The sequence below is a fragment of the Sphingomonas gilva genome (assembly GCF_003515075.1).
Taxonomy (GTDB): Bacteria; Pseudomonadota; Alphaproteobacteria; order Sphingomonadales; family Sphingomonadaceae; genus Sphingomonas; species Sphingomonas gilva.
Map to the genome: position 1 here is coordinate 664382 of NZ_QWLV01000001.1, position 17313 is coordinate 681694.

Genomic DNA, 17313 nt, shown 5'->3' on the forward strand with positions numbered 1-17313 from the left:
AGGCCGGTGGAGGGGGCCGGCCGCAGACGAAGCGCTTGTGGCGCCCCCTCCACCGCTCTTCGAGCGGTCCCCCTCCCCCGGAGCTGCGCTCCGAGGGAGGATTTCAGCTCAGCGCCACCCCCGTCAGCGTGATGCGGTGCATCGTGCGGGCGTGGCCCTGATAGTCGTTCTCGGCGGTGTGCCAGGTGGAGCGGTTGTCCCAGATGATCACCGTGCCGGGGCGCCACCGCACGCGGATGACGTTCTCCGGCCGGGTGGCGGCGGCGTAGAGCCGGCCGAGCAGCGGCAGGCTCTCCTCGCGCGTCATTCCCTCGAAGCGCAGCGTGAAGGCGGGGTTGACGTAGAGGACCTCGCGGCCGCTGTCGGGATGGCGGATCACCGCGGGATGCACGGCGCCGGCCGAGATCGCCTGGCCGCGCAGGCTGCCGCCCTGATCGGTGCTCGCGTAATAGCCGCTCTCGCCATAGATGTGATCGGCCGAATGGACCGCGCCGAGCGCGCGCAGTTCATCCTTCAATTGGCCCGGCAACGAGGCGAAAACCGCCGCCATGTCGATAAACAATGTGTCGCCGCCCGAGGGCGGCAGCTCGCGTGCGACCAGCACCGATCCCATCGCGGGGACGGCGTCGTAACTGTGATCGGTATGCCAGCCGCCGCCGATATTGGTGGTCTGGTCCTTCTCCTTCCGCACCAGCGCGATCTCGGGATAGGCGCTGTCGATCGGGAAATAGTTGTTGAGATCGATGCCCCCGAAGCGCCGGGCGAAGACGATGTGCTGCTCGGGGCTGATGTCCTGATCGCGCACCACGACCACGCCGGTATTGGAGAGCGCGTTCCGGATGGCCCTGAACCCATCCTCGTCGAGCCGGGCGATGTCGATGCCGGTGATCTCCGATCCGCCGGCCGGGCCGAGCGGTGCGATCTCCAGGGGTGGGGCAAGCGGTGTGGCCATGATCCGTCTCCTCTGCGCGACGAAGCGTAGGCGAGTCGCTTGGCGGCGGAGAGTCCCTCAGGTTACATTCGGGCATGGCATGGTCGCATTATGATCTGGTCCGCTCGCCCTGGCTGTCGCGCCAGCCCGCGTCGGTGGCCGAGGCGCTGCTCGACGCCGGGCGCGTGCAGCGGCTCGAGGCGGGGCAATGGGTTTACGGCGAGGGCGATCCCGATGCCGGGCTGTTCGCGGTGATCTCCGGCCGGCTGTCGGTCGAAGCGGCGGCGGGCCCGGAGCGGACGGTGCTGATCGACATCCTCCACAAGGGCGCATGGCTGGGGCAATCGGCTGAGACCGGGGGGCCGCGGCTGGTGACGGTGCGGGCGCGCAGCGCGGCGACATTGTTCCTCATACCCGACGCGATGCTGAAGCGCGCGGGCCACAACCGCCCCGATGTGTGGCAGGCGGTGAGCAACCTGGTCTACGGCCAGCTGCAGAACGCGGTGCGGATGGTCGCCCGCCTGCTGACCGCCAGCCCCGCCGAGCTGATCGCGCTGCGCCTGCTGACGCTGGCGGAGGGCCAGCCGCCCTTCGTCGCCGTCAGCCAGAGCGAGCTTGGCGAGCTGACCGGCATGACCCGCAAGGCCGCCAATGCGCACCTCGCATTGCTGGAGGAACAGGGTCTGGTGAAGCGCGCCTATGGCAAGGTGCTGCTGCTGGACGTGGAGCGGCTGCGCGGGATGGCGGGGGCGGAGTGATTGTCAAAGATTGTAGGATTTGGTAGGCTGCCTTTATGGCACAGATGAACATCTCGCTTCCCGACGGGCTCAAGACGTGGGCCGAATATCGGGTGTCCGAAGGCCGTTACGCCAGCACCAGCGATTATATTCGCGACCTCATACGCCGCGATGAGGAAGAGGCGAAGGACCTCGCCTGGCTGCAAGCGGAGATCGATAAGGGGCTCGCTTCGCCGAGGCTCGAAGGCGACGCGCGGGATCATTTGCGTGAAATCATGCGCAAGAACCGCCGCGCTGCGTGATAGCCGTCGAGCTCACTGCGGAAGCGCATGCTGATCTAGACGAGATCGATATGTTCGGCGTCGGGCGGTTCGGATCTGCCGTGAGTGACGCCTACATGGCCGGCTTTCACGATGCCCTAGAATTGTTATCGAGCTTTCCCGAGGCTGGTCAGGAAGTGCCCGGCAGGATCGACGGCATGCGCAGTCTTCTGGTTGGCCGTCATCGAATGTACTACCGCCGGGAAGGCGATGCTTTGATGATCATTCGGGTGCTGCATACCGCCCGCGATTCGCGCACTCTGCTCAGCTAACCCTGTTCGCCACCAGATCGTCGACCACGGTGGGATCGGCGAGCGTGCTGGTGTCGCCCAGGCTCGACACGTCGCCCTCGGCGATCTTGCGGAGGATGCGGCGCATGATCTTGCCGCTGCGCGTCTTGGGCAGGCCGGGGGCGAATTGCAGCGCGTCGGGGGTGGCGATCGGGCCGATCTCCTTCCGCACCCAGTTGCGCAGCTCGGTGCGGAGATCGTCGGAGGACTCCTCGCCCGCATTCAGCGTGACATAGGCGTAGATGCCCTGGCCCTTCACGTCGTGCGGCATGCCGACCACCGCCGCCTCGGCGACCTGGGGGTGGAGCACCAGCGCCGATTCCACCTCGGCGGTGCCCATGCGATGGCCGCTGACGTTGATCACATCGTCCACCCGGCCGGTGATCCAGTAATAGCCGTCCTCGTCGCGCCGGCAGCCGTCGCCGGTGAAATATTTCCCCGGATAGGCGCTGAAATAGGTCTGGAAGAAGCGGGCGTGATCGCCCCAGACGGTGCGCATCTGGCCGGGCCAGCTGCGCGCGATGACGAGGTTGCCCTCGGTCGCGCCGTCGAGCACGCGGCCTCCGGGATCGACCAGCTGCGGCTCCACGCCGGGCATCGGCCTGGTCGCCGAACCGGGCTTGAGCGCGGTCGCGCCCGGCATCGGCGCGATCATCGCGCCGCCGGTCTCGGTCTGCCACCAGGTGTCGATGATCGGGCAGCGGCCCTCGCCGACGACCTCATGATACCAGCGCCACGCCTCCGGGTTGATCGGCTCGCCGACGGTGCCGAGCAGCTTCAGCGACCCGCGGCTGGTCTTCGCCACCCATTCGTCGCCCTCCTTCATCAGCGCGCGCAAGGCGGTCGGCGCGGTGAAGACGGTGTGGACCTGGTGGCGGTCGACCACCTCCCAGATGCGCGAAGGGGTCGGCCAAGTGGGAACGCCTTCGAACATCAGCGTCGTCGCGCCGTTCGCCAGCGGGCCGTAGAGGATATAGCTGTGTCCGGTGACCCAGCCGATATCGGCGGCGCACCACCAGATGTCGCCGGGCCGGTAATCGAAGCACAGCTCGTGCGTCAGGCCGGCCCATAGCAGATAGCCGCCGGAGGTGTGGAGCACGCCCTTGGGCTTGCCCGTGGAGCCCGAGGTGTAAAGGATGAACAGCGGGTCCTCCGCCCCCATCGGCTCGGGCGGGCAATCGGCAGGGACCGACTTCGCGGCCTCGTGATACCAGATGTCGCGACCCTCGGTCATCGCCACGTCGGCGCCGGTGGCCTTGACGACGATCACCGTCCTGAGGCTGGGCGCGCGCTTCGCCGCTTCATCGACATTGGCCTTGAGCGCCACCGGCTTGCCGCCGCGGCGGCCCTCGTCCGCTGTGACCACCATGGTCGAATCGCAATCCTCGATCCGCCCGGCGAGCGCATCGGGCGAGAAGCCGCCGAACACCACCGAGTGGATCGCGCCGATCCGCGCGCAGGCCAGCACGGCGAACGCGGCCTCCGGGATCATCGGCATATAGATGGTGACGCGGTCGCCCTTCCTCGCGCCGTTCGCCTTCAGCACATTGGCGAAACGGCAGACCTCCGCATGCAATTGCTTGTAGGTGAAGCGGCGCGGATCCTCGGCGGGATCGTCCGGCTCCCAGATGATCGCGGTCTGATCGCCGCGCGTTTTCAGATGCCGGTCGATGCAGTTGGCGGCGACGTTCAACTTGCCGTCGGCGAACCACTGGATGTGGAAGTCGTCTTCCTGAAACGACCAGTCGCCGGCGATCTCTGGGCGCTTGATCCAATCCAGCCGCTTTGCCTGCTCCAGCCAGAAGCTGCCCGGATCGGCGAGGCTGAGGCCGTACATCTTCTCATAGCCGGCGGCGTCCACCCGCGCCCGCTTCGCCCATTCGCCCGGCACCGGATAGACTTCGACTTCGCTCATCGCGCTTCCCTCACAAGCATTTCGGCCATGATGGCGGCTGAGCCCTTAGCGGGGCAAGGGCGGATTTGCCAAAGTCGCCCGCCGGATGCAGAGAACCCTCAACGCCAAGGAATGGGGATCGCCGGTGTCGTCAACCATCGAAGAGCTTGAGAGGAAGCGCGCCGCCGCGCGGATGGGCGGGGGCGAGAAGCGCATCGCCGCGCAGCACGCCAAGGGCAAGCTGACCGCGCGCGAGCGCCTTGAGGTGCTGCTCGACGAGGAATCGTTCGAAGAACTCGATATGTATGTCGAGCATAATTGCGTCGATTTCGGCATGCCGGATACCGTTATCCCCGGGGACGGGGTGGTCACCGGCAGCGGCACGATCAACGGGCGGCTGGTGTTCGTGTTCAGCCAGGATTTCACCGTGTTCGGCGGGTCGCTCAGCGAACGCCATGCGCAGAAGATCTGCAAGGTGATGGACATGGCGATGAAGGTCGGCGCGCCCGTCATCGGCCTCAACGATTCGGGCGGCGCGCGCATTCAGGAGGGCGTGGCGTCGCTGGGCGGCTATGCCGAGGTGTTCCAGAGGAACGTGCTGGCCTCAGGCGTGGTGCCGCAGCTGTCGCTGATCATGGGGCCGTGCGCGGGCGGCGCGGTCTATTCGCCGGCGATGACCGACTTCATCTTCATGGTGAAGGATTCGAGCTACATGTTCGTCACCGGTCCGGACGTGGTGAAGACCGTGACCAACGAAGTGGTCACGCAGGAGGAGCTGGGCGGGGCCTCCACCCACACAACCAGGTCCGGCGTGGCCGACGTCGCGTTCGAAAACGATATCGAGGCGCTGCTGGCGGCGCGCGACTTCATCGATTTCCTGCCCGCGTCCAACCGCGAGGGCGTGCCCGAACGGCCGACCGCCGACGAATGGGACCGCGAGGAGCCGAGCCTCGACACGTTGATCCCGGCGAGCGCCAACCAGCCCTACGACATGCACGAGCTGATCCGTAAGACCGTGGACGAAGGCGAGTTCTTCGAGCTGCAGCCGGCGCATGCGGGCAACATCATCGTCGGATTCGGCCGGATCGAGGGGCGCACCGTCGGCGTGGTCGCCAACCAGCCGATGGTGCTGGCGGGATGCCTGGACATCAATTCGTCCAAGAAGGGCGCGCGCTTCGTGCGCTTCTGCGACGCGTTCGACATCCCGATCATCACCTTCGTCGATGTCCCCGGCTTCCTGCCCGGCGTCGGCCAGGAGCATTCGGGGATCATCAAGCACGGCGCCAAGCTGCTGTTCGCCTATGCCGAGGCGACCGTGCCCAAGATCACCGTCATCACCCGCAAGGCCTATGGCGGCGCATATGACGTGATGGCCTCGAAGCACCTGCGCGGCGATTTGAACTATGCCTGGCCCACCGCCGAGATCGCGGTGATGGGCGCGAAGGGCGCGGTGGAGATCATCTTCCGGGGCAAGACGCCCGAGGAGATCGCGGAAAAGACCGCGGAGTACGAGGCGCGCTTCGCCAACCCCTTCGTCGCGGCGTCGAAGGGCTTCATCGACGAGGTGATCATGCCGCACTCGACGCGGCGGCGGGTGGCGCTGGGGCTACGGAAACTGCGCAACAAGGCGCTGGAGAATCCGTGGAAGAAGCATGACAATATTCCGTTGTGAGCATCCTTCCTGCACATTATAATGACATGTGAAGGAGTGCGAAGATGCAAACCGAACGTGTGACCATTTTGATGACCCCGGCCAAGAAGGCGGAGCTCGCCGCGCGCGCCGCCGCACAGCACATGTCAATCGGCCAATATATTCGGCGAAAGGTCGATGATGACGACGATCTCACACCGGATCAAGAAGCGGAACTCGCCTTGCTTGTCCGCGAAGTGAACGCCGCGATACCCAAGATGGCGGAGTCACTCGATCAAATGATCAAGACCGTTCGATCGACGCGGGAGGGCATTGAATCAACGTTGCGTCAACTTGGGAATGCTGAATGAGCGGTCTCAACGACGCGCTGACCGCGCTTAAGAACGTGGTTCTTATGCAGGAGCGATTAGACGTCTTACGTCGTGAGATGACCGACCTCTCAACAAATGTCGCGAAGGTTGAGGCCAAGGTGATCAACATCAACGATCGCGTGATCAGGATCGAAACGATGATCGAGATGTCGCGTTCTGGGGGCATGTCGCCGCCAAGGATCGAAGGCTGATTCGACTATGATCCTCGGCCCCCTCAACCATGTCGGCGTCGCGACGCCGTCGATCGAGAGATCGGTCGCGATGTACCGAGATCTGCTCGGCGCGACCGTTATCCGCGAGGCGTTCGATCTGCCGGCGCAGGGCGTGCGGGTGTGTTTTATCGATACGCCCAACAGCCAGATCGAGCTGATCGAGCCGCTGGGGGAGGCATCGCCGCTCCATGGCTTCCTCGCCAGGAATCCGGCGGGCGGACAGCATCATGTCTGTTTCGAGGTGCCTGACATCCACGCCGCCAAGGCCGAGCTGGAGGCGAAGGGCGCCAAGGTGCTCGGCGAGCCGCGCATCGGGGCGCACGGCACGCTGGTGATCTTCGTGCATCCGAAGGACATGGGCGGCGTGCTGGTGGAGCTGATGGAAACGCCCAAGGGTGGAAACCATCAGAACGCCTAGCTTCATACTCGTCACCCCGGACTTGTTCCGGGGTCCATCGTGCCGCATGACCAATGCCTGCGGCGTTTGCGGAGACATGGACCCCGGAACAAGTCCGGGGTGACGGACGGCTTCAGACGGATGAATCCGGAAAAGGGCAAGCGCGTGAAGCGGGTCAGGAAAGGAAACGAATGGCCGATTACGAGATGATCCTGGCCGAGCGCCGCGGCGATGTGCTGGTCGTCACGCTCAACCGGCCCGACCGGTTGAACGCGGCGCCCCCGCGGATGTTCGACGAGCTTCGCGAGGCGCTGGCCGATCTCAACGGCGCGCGGGCGGTTCTAGTCACCGGCGCGGGGCGGGCTTTCTGTTCGGGCGCCGATGTCGGCGGCGGCGCGCTCGGCAGCGATGATCCCGGCAATACGACCTTCACCGCGCTGACCGCGCACTACAACCCGACGATGCTGGCCATCGCCGATCTCGCCGTGCCGGTCGTCACCGCCGTTCGCGGCCCGGCGGCGGGGATAGGCTGTTCGCTTGCGCTCGCAGCCGATTTCTGTGTGGCGAGCGACACCGCCTATTTCCTGCAGGCCTTCGTCAATATCGGCCTCGTCCCCGATGGCGGGGCGAGCTGGATGCTGCCGCGGCTGATCGGCCGCGCGCGCGCCGCCGAGATGATGATGCTGGGCGAGCGCGTGCCGGCGGCAAGGGCGCTCGAATGGGGCATGATCCACAAGCTGGTGGCGGACGACGCGCTCGACGCAGAGGCGTTTGCGCTGGCCGAGCGGCTGGCGGCGGGGCCGACGGTCGCGCTGGGGCTGATGCGGCGCGGCCTGGGGCAGGCGCTCGACTGCTCCTATGCCGAGGCGATGAACCGCGAGGCGGAGAACCAGCGCAAGGTGCGCGGCACGGCGGATTCGATGGAGGGCGGCATGGCCTTTCTTCAGAAGCGCAAGCCGGCGTTCAAAGGGCGATGAGCTTTCAAGCTTTGCGGTCTCCAGCCCGAAGGGTGTAGGGGCCGGGCATGACGGACAAACCCACGCTCGACGACTGGGCCGCGCTCGCGGCGAAGGAGGTGAAGGGGCGCGATCTCGCCTGGGAGACGCCCGAGGGGATCACCGTGAAGCCTCTCTACACCGCCGAGGATGTGGCCGACATCGACCCCGGCCTGCCCGGCTTCGCGCCCTTCACCCGCGGCGTGCGCGCATCGATGTATGCCGGCCGGCCCTGGACAATCCGGCAATATGCCGGCTTCTCCACCGCCGAGGAATCGAACGCCTTCTACCGCCGCAATCTCGCCGCCGGGCAGAAGGGGCTGTCGGTCGCGTTCGATCTCGCCACGCACCGGGGCTACGACAGCGACCATCCGCGCGTGACGGGCGATGTCGGCAAGGCCGGCGTCGCGATCGACACGGTCGAGGACATGAAGATCCTGTTCGACGGCATTCCGCTCGGCGAGATGTCGGTCTCGATGACGATGAACGGCGCGGTGATCCCGATCCTCGCCTTCTTCATCGTCGCAGGCGAGGAGCAGGGTGTCCCTCGGGAGAGGCTGGACGGCACCATCCAGAACGACATCCTGAAGGAGTTCATGGTCCGCAACACCTATATCTACCCGCCCGGCCCAAGCATGCGGATCATATCGGACATCATCGCCTACACCTCCGCCAACATGCCGAAGTTCAACTCGATTTCGATCTCCGGCTATCACATGCAGGAAGCTGGGGCGACGCAGCTGCAGGAGCTGGCCTTCACCATCGCCGACGGGCGCGAATATGTGAAGGCGGCGATGGCCGCGGGGCTCGATATCGACGCGTTCGCCGGGCGGCTCTCCTTCTTCTTCGCGATCGGCATGAACTTCTTCATGGAGGTGGCGAAGCTGCGCGCGGCGCGCACGCTGTGGCACCGGGTGATGACCGGGCTGGAGGCGAAGGACGAACGCTCCAAGATGCTCAGGACGCATTGCCAGACGTCGGGCGTGTCGCTGACCGAGCAGGACCCCTACAACAACGTCATCCGCACCACGATCGAGGCGATGGCGGCGATGCTGGGAGGCACCCAGTCGCTCCACACCAACGCGCTCGACGAGGCGATCGCGCTGCCGACAGACTTCTCCGCCCGTATCGCGCGCAACACGCAGATCGTGCTTGCCGAGGAAACGGGGATGACCAATGTCGTCGATCCCCTGGGCGGCAGCTATTATGTCGAGGCGCTGACCCGCGAGCTGGTCGACAAGGCTTGGGAGATCATCGAGCGGGTCGAGGCCGAAGGCGGCATGGCGCAGGCGGTCGCCAGGGGCTGGCCCAAGGCGATGATCGAGGAGGCGTCGGCGGCGCGTGCGGCGCGGGTCGATCGCGGCGAGGCGGTGATCGTCGGCGTCAACAAGTATCGCGCGGCCGAGGAGAGCGAGCTCGAGATCCTCGACGTCGACAACCACAAGGTCCGCGCCGGCCAGATCGCGCGGATCGAGCGGGTCAAGGCGGAGCGTGACGAACATGCCTGCCTGGCCGCATTGAAGGCGCTGACCGATGGCGCGAAGGATGACGGTAACCTGCTCGCCCTCGCCGTCGATTGCGCGCGCGCGCGGGCGACGCTGGGCGAGATCAGCCTGGCGATGGAGGCGGCGTTCGGCCGCTACGAGACCAGCCCGACGCCGGTGAAGGGCGTCTATGGCGGCGCCTATGGCGACGATGCGCGCTGGACGGGCCTCGTCGCCGGCGTCGGCGCGATCGAGCGGCGGATGGGGCGGAAGCCGCGGATGCTGGTCGCCAAGATGGGGCAGGACGGGCATGATCGGGGCGCGAACCTCGTTTCCTCCGCATTCGGCGATCTCGGGTTCGAGGTGGTCGCCGGCCCGCTGTTCCAGACCCCTGAGGAAGCCGCGCGGCTGGCGATCGAGACCGATGTCGACATCGTCGGCGCGTCATCGCTGGCGGCGGGGCACAAGACGCTGATCCCGGAGCTGATCGGCCATCTCCGCGAAGCCGGGCGCAGCGACATCAAGGTCATCGCCGGGGGCGTGATCCCCGCACAGGATTATCAGGGCCTGCGTGACGCCGGGGTGCAGGGCATCTTCGGCCCCGGCACCAATCTCGTCGACGCGGCGGGCGCGGTGCTGCGCCTGCTGGGCCACAATATGCCGCCCGAGGAGGAAGCTGCGGAATGAGTGATGCTGTGAACGATCTCCCCTCCCTGGAAGGGAGGGGTCGGGGGTGGGTCCGCCCCGAGGAAATACCTGCGTTTCCTCGAGAGAAACCCACCCCCAGCCCCTCCCTTGGCAGGGAGGGGAGTGAAATCCGGCAGGACTGGACCCGCGTCGAAATCGCGGCCCTGTTCGACCTGCCCTTCGACGAGCTCATGTTCCGCGCGCAAACCGTCCACCGGTCGCATCATGCCGCGGGCGAGGTGCAGCTGTGCACGCTGCTCTCGATCAAGACCGGCGGCTGCCCGGAGGATTGCGGCTATTGCTCGCAGTCGGCGCATGCCGACACGGGGTTGAAGGCGACCAAGCTGATGGACTCCCGCGCGGTGCTGCAGATGGCGGCGCAGGCGAAGGATGCGGGCAGCCAGCGCTTCTGCATGGGTGCTGCGTGGCGCAACCCCAAGGACCGGGACATGCCCGCCATCGTCGAGATGGTGAAGGGCGTCCGCCAGATGGGGATGGAGACCTGCATGACGCTGGGCATGCTGACGCCCAGGCAGGCGGAGATGCTCGCCGATGCGGGGCTCGATTACTACAACCACAATATCGACACCTCGCCCGAACGTTATGGCGAGGTGATCACCACGCGCAGCTTCGAGGACCGGCTGGATACGCTGGAGCATGTCCGGAGTGCGGGAATCAACGTGTGCTGCGGCGGGATCGTCGGAATGGGCGAGACGCGGGAGGACCGCGTCGGCTTCATCCATGCGCTCGCCACGCTGCCGCGCCATCCCGAAAGCGTGCCGGTCAACGCGCTGGTGCCGGTCAGGGGCACGGTGCTGGGCGACATGCTGGCCGATACCCCGCTCGCGAAGATCGACGATATCGAGTTCGTGCGGACGGTCGCGGTGGCGCGGATCACCATGCCGATGAGCATGGTGCGGCTGAGCGCGGGGCGTGAGAGCATGTCGGAGGCGACCCAGGCGTTGTGCTTCATGGCGGGGGCGAACTCGATCTTCACCGGCGACAAGCTGCTGACGACCGGCAACCGTGGTGACAGCGCGGATGCCGCGTTGTTCGCCAAGCTCGGCGTGCGGCCGATGGAGGCCGAGGAGCCGATGCGGGTGGCGGCGGAATGATCCGCATTCGTCGGGCCTCAATCCTGTTCGCGCTGGGGTCAGCGATCTATTGGTATGGTGTCGCGGCATTTGTTGGCATCATCAGCCCGCTCGGCGGACTCGATGTCGCGCCATATTGGATGGTTGCGCTCGCAAGCGTCGGTCCTGCCGCTCTCTATGCAATCATTACGCTGCTTTTTTGCCACTGGCTCGCCCGTCGAGTCTTGAGGCAGGCCCAGAAGAGGTCCGATCAGTAATGTTCAAGAAAATCCTGGTCGCCAATCGGGGCGAGATCGCCTGCCGGGTGTTCCGCACCGCCAAGCGGATGGGGATCGCCACGGTCGCGGTCTATTCCGATGCCGATGCGCGCAGCCCCCATGTGCTGATGGCGGACGAGGCGGTGCGGCTGGGGCCGGCGCCGGCGGCGGAGAGCTATCTCAAGGCCGATCTGATCCTGCTCGCGGCGAAGGAGACGGGGGCGGACGCGATCCACCCCGGCTACGGCTTCCTGTCCGAGCGCGAAAGCTTCGCCAAGGCGTGCGCCGAGGCGGGGATCGCCTTTATCGGCCCACCGCCCAATGCCATCGCGGCGATGGGCGACAAGATCGAATCCAAGAAGCTGGCGAAGGAGGCGGGGGTCAACGTCGTCCCGGGTTTCCTGGGCGAGATCGCCGATACCGACGAGGCGGTCAGGATCGCCTCCGACATCGGCTATCCGGTGATGATGAAGGCCTCGGCCGGCGGCGGCGGCAAGGGGATGCGGCTGGCGTACAGCGAGCAGGACGTGCGCGAGGGGTTCGAGGCGACCAAGCGCGAGGGGCTGGCGTCGTTCGGCGACGATCGCGTGTTCATCGAGAAGTTCATCGAAAGCCCGCGCCATATCGAGATCCAGGTGATCGGCGACCGGCACGGCAACATCGTCTATCTGAACGAGCGCGAATGCTCGGTGCAGCGCCGCCACCAGAAGGTGGTGGAGGAGGCGCCGTCGCCGTTCGTGACGCCCAAGATGCGCAAGGCGATGGGCGAGCAGGCGGTCGCGCTGGCCAAGGCGGTGGGCTATTATTCGGCCGGTACGGTCGAGCTGATCGTCTCGGGCGCCGACAAGAGCGGCGAGAGCTTCTACTTCCTCGAGATGAACACGCGCCTGCAGGTCGAGCACCCGGTGACCGAGGAGATCACCGGCCTCGATCTGGTCGAGCTGATGATCCGCGTCGCGGCGGGGGAGAAGCTGCCGTTCGGGCAGGACGACGTGAAGATAGACGGCTGGGCGATCGAGAACCGCGTCTATGCCGAGGACCCCTATCGGGGGTTCCTGCCCAGCATCGGCCGGCTGGTGCGGTATGAACCTCCCCGGCACGGGGAGGGGGACCATGCGCAGCATGGTGGAGGGGGGGCGCCACAAGCGAATCGCTCGTGGCCTGCCCCCTCCACCACCGACCTGCGGTCGGTGGTCCCCCTCCCCGCAAGCGGGGAGGATTTGGTTCGCGTCCGCATAGACGATGGCGTCGCCGAGGGCGGCGAGGTCAGCATGTTCTACGATCCGATGATCGCCAAGCTGATCACCCATGCGCCGACGCGCGAGGCGGCGATCGACGCGCAGATCGCGGCGCTCGACCAGTTCGTCATCTCCGGACCCGGCACCAACCTCGATTTCCTCTCCGCGCTGATGCAGCACCCGCGCTTCCGCTCGGGCGAGATCACCACCGGCTTCATCGCCGAGGAATATCCCGAGGGCTTCCACGGCGCCCCCGCCTCGGACGAACTGCTCGCCGCCATCGCCGGCGTCGCCGCCTTCGCCGCGACCGCGCAGGCGGATCGCGCGCGGCGGGTCGACGGGCAGCTTGGCGACCGGCTGCGCCCGCCGGCCGACTGGCAGGTGACGCTGGGCGGGAAGACGCACGACGTCTCGGTCTCGCCCGACGCGCTGATCGTCGATGGCGAGGAGCTCGACCTGGGGCTGGAATACACCCCCGGCGACACGATGGTGGACGCCGAGTGGAACGGAGCGCCGCTGACGCTTTCGCTCGCGCGCACCGCCACCGGCTTTGCGATCGGCACGCGCGGCGCCAAACACAGGGTGCGCGTGCTGCCGGCGCATGTCGCGCCGCACGCCCGGCACATGATCGAGAAGGCGCCGCCCGATCTCTCGCGCTTCCTGCTCTGCCCGATGCCGGGCCTGCTGGTGCGGCTCGACGTGGCCGAGGGGGACAAGGTCGAGCCCGGCCAGCCGCTCGCGGTGGTCGAGGCGATGAAGATGGAGAACATCCTGCGCGCCGAGAAGGCCGGCGTGGTCAAGGAGGTTCGCGCCGCGGCCGGCGAGAGCCTGGCGGTGGACGCGGTGATCCTGGAGCTGGAGTAATTGGCCATTCCGTCGCCCCTGCGCAGGGCCCCCAGCAAAGTATTACTTTGCTGGGAACCCAAGGCAGGGGCCGCAGTCGGCATAGGCGCGGTTGAATGTGCCACAAACTCAGCGGCCCCTGCCTTCGCAGGGGCGATGCGTATCTGAACGATCCTTGCGCGGCTGTTACAATTGGCGACACAAAAGCGATTGCCCGATCCGGGCGTGGCGGTCACATACGACACCATGTCGCTCAAAACGCCCCTGATCCTCGTTCTGATCGCATCGACCGCGCTCGCGGGCTGCACCGTCGGCCCGGATTACCGCCCCGCGACCGCGACCGAGCTGGGCGTGCCCGCGAGCTATTCGGTCGAGGCCGATCAGGCCGCGCAGGCCGATCTCACGCGCTGGTGGGCGAGCTTCGACGATCCGATGCTGGGCCAGCTGGTCGAGCAGGCGCGGACCTCCAACCTCGATATCGCGCAGGCCGTCGCCCGCCTGCGCCAGGCGCGCGAGGGGCTGGTCCAGGCGCGCGCCGACCTGCTGCCGTCGTTGAGCGGATCGGCGGGCTATTCGCGCTCGTTCGATCTCTCCGGATCGAGCACCATCACCCTGCCCGACGGCACCGTCACCACCATCTCGCGCGGGTCGGGAGACAGCTTCTCGCTGGGGCTCGACACAAGCTATCAGGTCGGTCTGTTCGGCGAGGTGCGCCGCACGGTCGAGGCGTCGGGCGCGCAATATGCCGCTTCGGGTTTCGACTATGCGACGGTGCTGACCTCGATCCAGGCCGAGGTGGCGCGCAACTACATCCTCGCGCGGCTGTACCAGGCGCAGCTCGACAATGCGCGCGCGAGCCTCGCGATCCAGGACGACAATCTGGAGATCGCGGGCTTCCGCGTGCAGGCCGGGCTGGTCTCCTCGCTCGACGCCGAGCAGGCGCGCAGCGCCCGGGCACAGACCGCGGCGAACATCCCGACCATCGAGGCGAACTACAACGCCGCGGTCTCGCGGCTCGGCGTGCTGACCGGCCAAGCGCCGGGCGCATTGAAGCCGCAGCTCGCGGCGATCAGGCCGATCCCGCGCGGGCCGGAGAACATCGCCGTCGGCATTCCCGCCGATACGCTGCGCCAGCGCCCGGACGTCCGCGCGGCCGAACGCAACCTCGCCGCCGCGACCGCGCAGATCGGCGTGGCGGAGGCGCAGCTCTATCCGTCGCTCGGCATCAGCGGCAACATCAACGCCAATTCGAACGTGCTCGGCGAGATCTTCGATTCGATCACCGGCGGGCTGTTCGCCGGGCTGACCCAGGCGATCTTCAACGGCGGGCGGCTGCGCTCGCAGGTGCGGTCGCAGGAGGCGGCGGCCGAGGCCTCGTTCGCCGCCTACAAGCAGACCGTGCTGGTCGCGCTGGAGGATGTCGAGAACGCCGCCGTCGCTTTGGGCGCGGCGCGCGAGCGCGAGCGGCAGTTCGCCATCGCGCTCGACGCAGCGAACAACTCGGCGCTGCTCTCGCGGCTGCAATACCGTTCGGGCCTTACCGATTTCACCACGCTCAACACCAATGAGGCGGCGCTGCTCAGCGCGCGAAACGGTCTGACCGCGGCGCGCGCCGATCAGGCGAACGCGCTCGTCCAGCTCTACCTCGCGCTCGGCGGCGGCTGGGACGCCACCACCGTGCCGACCGCCCCGGAGACCGAATGATGGCCGACCAGCCCGTCCCCCCGACCGAGACCAGGGCCGATCTCGAGGAGTTCCTCGGCGGCTCGGCCCAGCCCAGATGGAAGCGTTACGCGAAGTGGGGCGCGATCGGTGTCGGCGCGCTCCTGCTCATCTTCGCGCTGTGGAGCTGGCTCAACCCCGCCGCCGAGACAAGCTATTCCACTGCGCCGGCGAGGCAGGGCGACCTGACCGTCACCGTCTCCGCGACGGGCAAGCTCGCGCCGACCAACCAGGTGCAGGTCGGTTCGCAGCTGTCCGGCCTGGTCACTGAAGTGGTCGTGGACGTGAACGATCGGGTCGCCGCCGGGCAGGCGCTGGCGCTGATCGATCCCGAACAGCTCGACGATCAGATCCGCCAGAGCCAGGCCGCGCTCGACGCCAATCTCGCCCAGATCGGGCAGGCCGAGGCGACCGTCGCCGAGGCCCGCGCGCAGCTCAACCGGCTGGAGGAGGTGCGGCGGCTGTCCGGCGGGCGGGTGCCGTCGGATACCGAGCTCGCCACCGCGCGCGCCAACACCAACCGCGCCGTCGCCTCGCTCAAGGTGGCGCAGGCGAACGCCGCGGCGTCGCGTGCCGCGCTCGCGCAGAACCAGACGCAGCGCGCGCGGGCGATCATCCGCTCGCCGGTATCGGGCGTCGTCCTCGCCCGCCAGGTCGATCCCGGCCAGACCGTGGCCGCTTCGTTCAACACGCCGACGCTGTTCGTCATCGCCGAGGACCTTTCGTCGATGAAGCTCGAGGTGGCGATCGACGAGGCCGATGTCGGATCGGTCAAGGAAGGGCAGGACGCCACATTCACCGTCGACGCCTTCCCCGGCCGCACCTTCCCCGCGCGGATCACCCGCGTCGATGTCGGATCGAACCTGTCGGCGCAGGCGGCGTCGTCATCCTCGACCACGAGCACGTCGAGCTCGACCGGCCAGGTCATCAGCTACGCCGCCGAGCTGAGCGTCGCCAATCCCGAGCTGCAGCTGCGTCCGGGCATGACCGCGACAGCGGAGATCGTCACCTCGCGCAAGGAGAATGTGCTGCTGGTGCCCAATGCGGCGCTGCGCTTCACGCCCACCGCGAGCGGTGGCGACGCGCAGGCCAAGGGCGGCGTCACCGGCGCGCTGATCCCGCGCCGCGGGCGCCGCGGCAACCGCGCCGAACGCACCGTCACGCTCGATCGCGGCGCGACCCAGACGGTCTATGTCCTCGGCGCGGACGGCCAGCCCCAGGCGGTGAGCGTCCAGACCGGCGATACCAACGGCCAGATGACCGAGGTGATCGGCGGCGACCTGAAGCGCGGTCAGCAGGTGATCACCGGCCAGCTTTCCGGCGAGGAAGGCCGCGCGGGCGGCGGGGCGCGCGGCAAGGGCGGCGCGCAGGTCCGGGTCAATCGCGGTGGCTGATCCCGCGCCGATCATCAGCCTGCGCGGCGTCACCAAGACCTATGGCGAGGGGCCGACCGCGTTCCAGGCGCTCAAGGGCGTCGACCTCGACATCGCCGGCGGCGATTTCGTCGCGGTGATGGGGCCTTCGGGATCGGGCAAGTCGACGACGATGAACATCCTCGGCTGCCTCGACGTGCCGACCGACGGCACCTTCCTGTTCCGCGGCCATCATGTCGAGGCGCTCGACCGCGACCAGCGCGCGCTGCTCCGCCGCCGCTATCTCGGCTTCGTGTTCCAGGGGTTCAACCTCTTGAGCCGCACCTCCGCGCTGGAGAATGTCGAGCTGCCCTTGCTCTATCGCGGCGAGGACAAGAAGACGAGGGCCGACATGGGCATGGCCGCGCTGGACAAGGTCGGCCTCGCCGAATGGTGGGACCATACCCCGGCCGAGCTTTCGGGCGGGCAGCAGCAGCGTGTGGCCATCGCCCGTGCGATCGTCACCAATCCCGATGTGCTGCTGGCAGACGAGCCGACCGGCAATCTCGACAGCGAACGCTCGGTCGAGATCATGGAGCTCCTGACCGATCTCAACCGCCGGAGCGGCATCACCGTACTGATGGTGACGCATGAGCCCGACATGGCCGCCTTCGCCCGCACGGTGGTGCATTTCAAGGACGGCCTGGTCGAGCGCATCGATGCCCGGCACCGGGCCGGGGAGGCGGTGGCGTGAGCGGGTCGCCGATTGCTTCTTCAGCGATAGGTTTCTCGACTTCGCTCGAAACGAGCGGGGACTTGGGTTGCAAGCTTTCCCTGG

General features: G+C 67.3%; 17 protein-coding genes. 15 read left to right on the top strand and 2 right to left on the bottom strand.

Annotated features, from left to right (window positions below):
* Positions 1-103: 103 nt before the first annotated feature.
* Positions 104-952, bottom strand: a complete 849-nt coding sequence (locus D1610_RS03110) for a TauD/TfdA dioxygenase family protein (protein ID WP_118862628.1) — start codon at positions 950-952, stop codon at positions 104-106.
* A 74-nt stretch (positions 953-1026) separates the two neighbouring features.
* Here D1610_RS03110 and D1610_RS03115 point away from each other — a divergent pair, with 74 nt between their 5' ends.
* The 3 genes from D1610_RS03115 to D1610_RS03125 are packed head-to-tail and all read left to right on the top strand — an operon-like array spanning position 1027 to position 2260.
* Positions 1027-1689, top strand: a complete 663-nt coding sequence (locus D1610_RS03115; RefSeq protein ID WP_118862629.1) for a Crp/Fnr family transcriptional regulator — start codon at positions 1027-1029, stop codon at positions 1687-1689.
* Between the two features lie 35 nt (positions 1690-1724).
* Positions 1725-1970, top strand: a complete 246-nt coding sequence (locus D1610_RS03120; RefSeq protein ID WP_118862630.1) for a type II toxin-antitoxin system ParD family antitoxin — start codon at positions 1725-1727, stop codon at positions 1968-1970.
* Complete coding sequence (locus D1610_RS03125) at positions 1967-2260, top strand: type II toxin-antitoxin system RelE/ParE family toxin (RefSeq protein ID WP_118862631.1); 294 nt, start codon at positions 1967-1969, stop codon at positions 2258-2260. The genes D1610_RS03120 and D1610_RS03125 overlap by 4 nt, the downstream gene beginning before the upstream one ends.
* Here D1610_RS03125 and acs read toward each other — a convergent pair.
* A complete protein-coding gene (gene acs / locus D1610_RS03130) occupies positions 2253-4193 on the bottom strand; it encodes an acetate--CoA ligase (RefSeq protein ID WP_118862632.1) in 1941 nt (646 codons plus the stop codon). The two genes, D1610_RS03125 and acs, sit on opposite strands and share 8 nt — an antisense overlap.
* A gap of 85 nt (positions 4194-4278) precedes the next feature.
* On the opposite strand from acs, the gene D1610_RS03135 reads away from it, so the two are divergent.
* The 12 genes from D1610_RS03135 to D1610_RS03190 all read left to right on the top strand — a co-directional run bounded on the left by D1610_RS03135 (position 4279) and on the right by D1610_RS03190 (position 17229).
* Positions 4279-5844, top strand: a complete 1566-nt coding sequence (locus tag D1610_RS03135; RefSeq protein ID WP_425453196.1) for an acyl-CoA carboxylase subunit beta — start codon at positions 4279-4281, stop codon at positions 5842-5844.
* Between the two features lie 44 nt (positions 5845-5888).
* Entirely contained in the window at positions 5889-6173 is a 285-nt protein-coding gene (locus tag D1610_RS03140) for a hypothetical protein (protein WP_118862633.1), read from the top strand.
* Positions 6170-6385: a hypothetical protein gene (locus D1610_RS03145; RefSeq protein ID WP_118862634.1), complete on the top strand. Its 216-nt coding sequence runs from the start codon at positions 6170-6172 to the stop codon at positions 6383-6385. Before D1610_RS03140 ends, D1610_RS03145 begins: the two co-directional genes overlap by 4 nt.
* A gap of 7 nt (positions 6386-6392) precedes the next feature.
* Complete coding sequence (mce, locus tag D1610_RS03150) at positions 6393-6824, top strand: methylmalonyl-CoA epimerase (RefSeq protein WP_118862635.1); 432 nt, start codon at positions 6393-6395, stop codon at positions 6822-6824.
* 170 nt (positions 6825-6994) lie between these two features.
* Positions 6995-7780, top strand: coding sequence for an enoyl-CoA hydratase-related protein (locus tag D1610_RS03155; RefSeq protein WP_118862636.1), 786 nt, complete (start codon positions 6995-6997; stop codon positions 7778-7780).
* Positions 7781-7827: 47 nt separating this feature from the next.
* Positions 7828-9969 carry a methylmalonyl-CoA mutase gene (scpA, locus tag D1610_RS03160; protein ID WP_118862637.1) on the top strand — a complete coding sequence of 714 codons (2142 nt, stop codon included), beginning with the start codon at positions 7828-7830 and terminating at the stop codon, positions 9967-9969.
* Between the two features lie 128 nt (positions 9970-10097).
* On the top strand, positions 10098-11084 hold the full coding sequence (gene bioB, locus D1610_RS03165; RefSeq protein WP_245941983.1) for a biotin synthase BioB: 987 nt from the start codon (positions 10098-10100) through the stop codon (positions 11082-11084).
* Complete coding sequence (locus D1610_RS17230) at positions 11081-11320, top strand: hypothetical protein (RefSeq protein ID WP_118862639.1); 240 nt, start codon at positions 11081-11083, stop codon at positions 11318-11320. Before bioB ends, D1610_RS17230 begins: the two co-directional genes overlap by 4 nt.
* On the top strand, positions 11320-13422 hold the full coding sequence (locus D1610_RS03175; protein WP_118862640.1) for an acetyl-CoA carboxylase biotin carboxylase subunit: 2103 nt from the start codon (positions 11320-11322) through the stop codon (positions 13420-13422). Before D1610_RS17230 ends, D1610_RS03175 begins: the two co-directional genes overlap by 1 nt.
* 225 nt (positions 13423-13647) lie before the next feature.
* Complete coding sequence (locus D1610_RS03180) at positions 13648-15105, top strand: efflux transporter outer membrane subunit (protein ID WP_118862973.1); 1458 nt, start codon at positions 13648-13650, stop codon at positions 15103-15105.
* Positions 15105-16517: an efflux RND transporter periplasmic adaptor subunit gene (locus D1610_RS03185; RefSeq protein WP_118862974.1), complete on the top strand. Its 1413-nt coding sequence runs from the start codon at positions 15105-15107 to the stop codon at positions 16515-16517. The genes D1610_RS03180 and D1610_RS03185 overlap by 1 nt, the downstream gene beginning before the upstream one ends.
* On the top strand, positions 16510-17229 hold the full coding sequence (locus D1610_RS03190) for an ABC transporter ATP-binding protein (protein WP_118862641.1): 720 nt from the start codon (positions 16510-16512) through the stop codon (positions 17227-17229). Before D1610_RS03185 ends, D1610_RS03190 begins: the two co-directional genes overlap by 8 nt.
* Positions 17230-17313 lie beyond the last annotated feature (84 nt).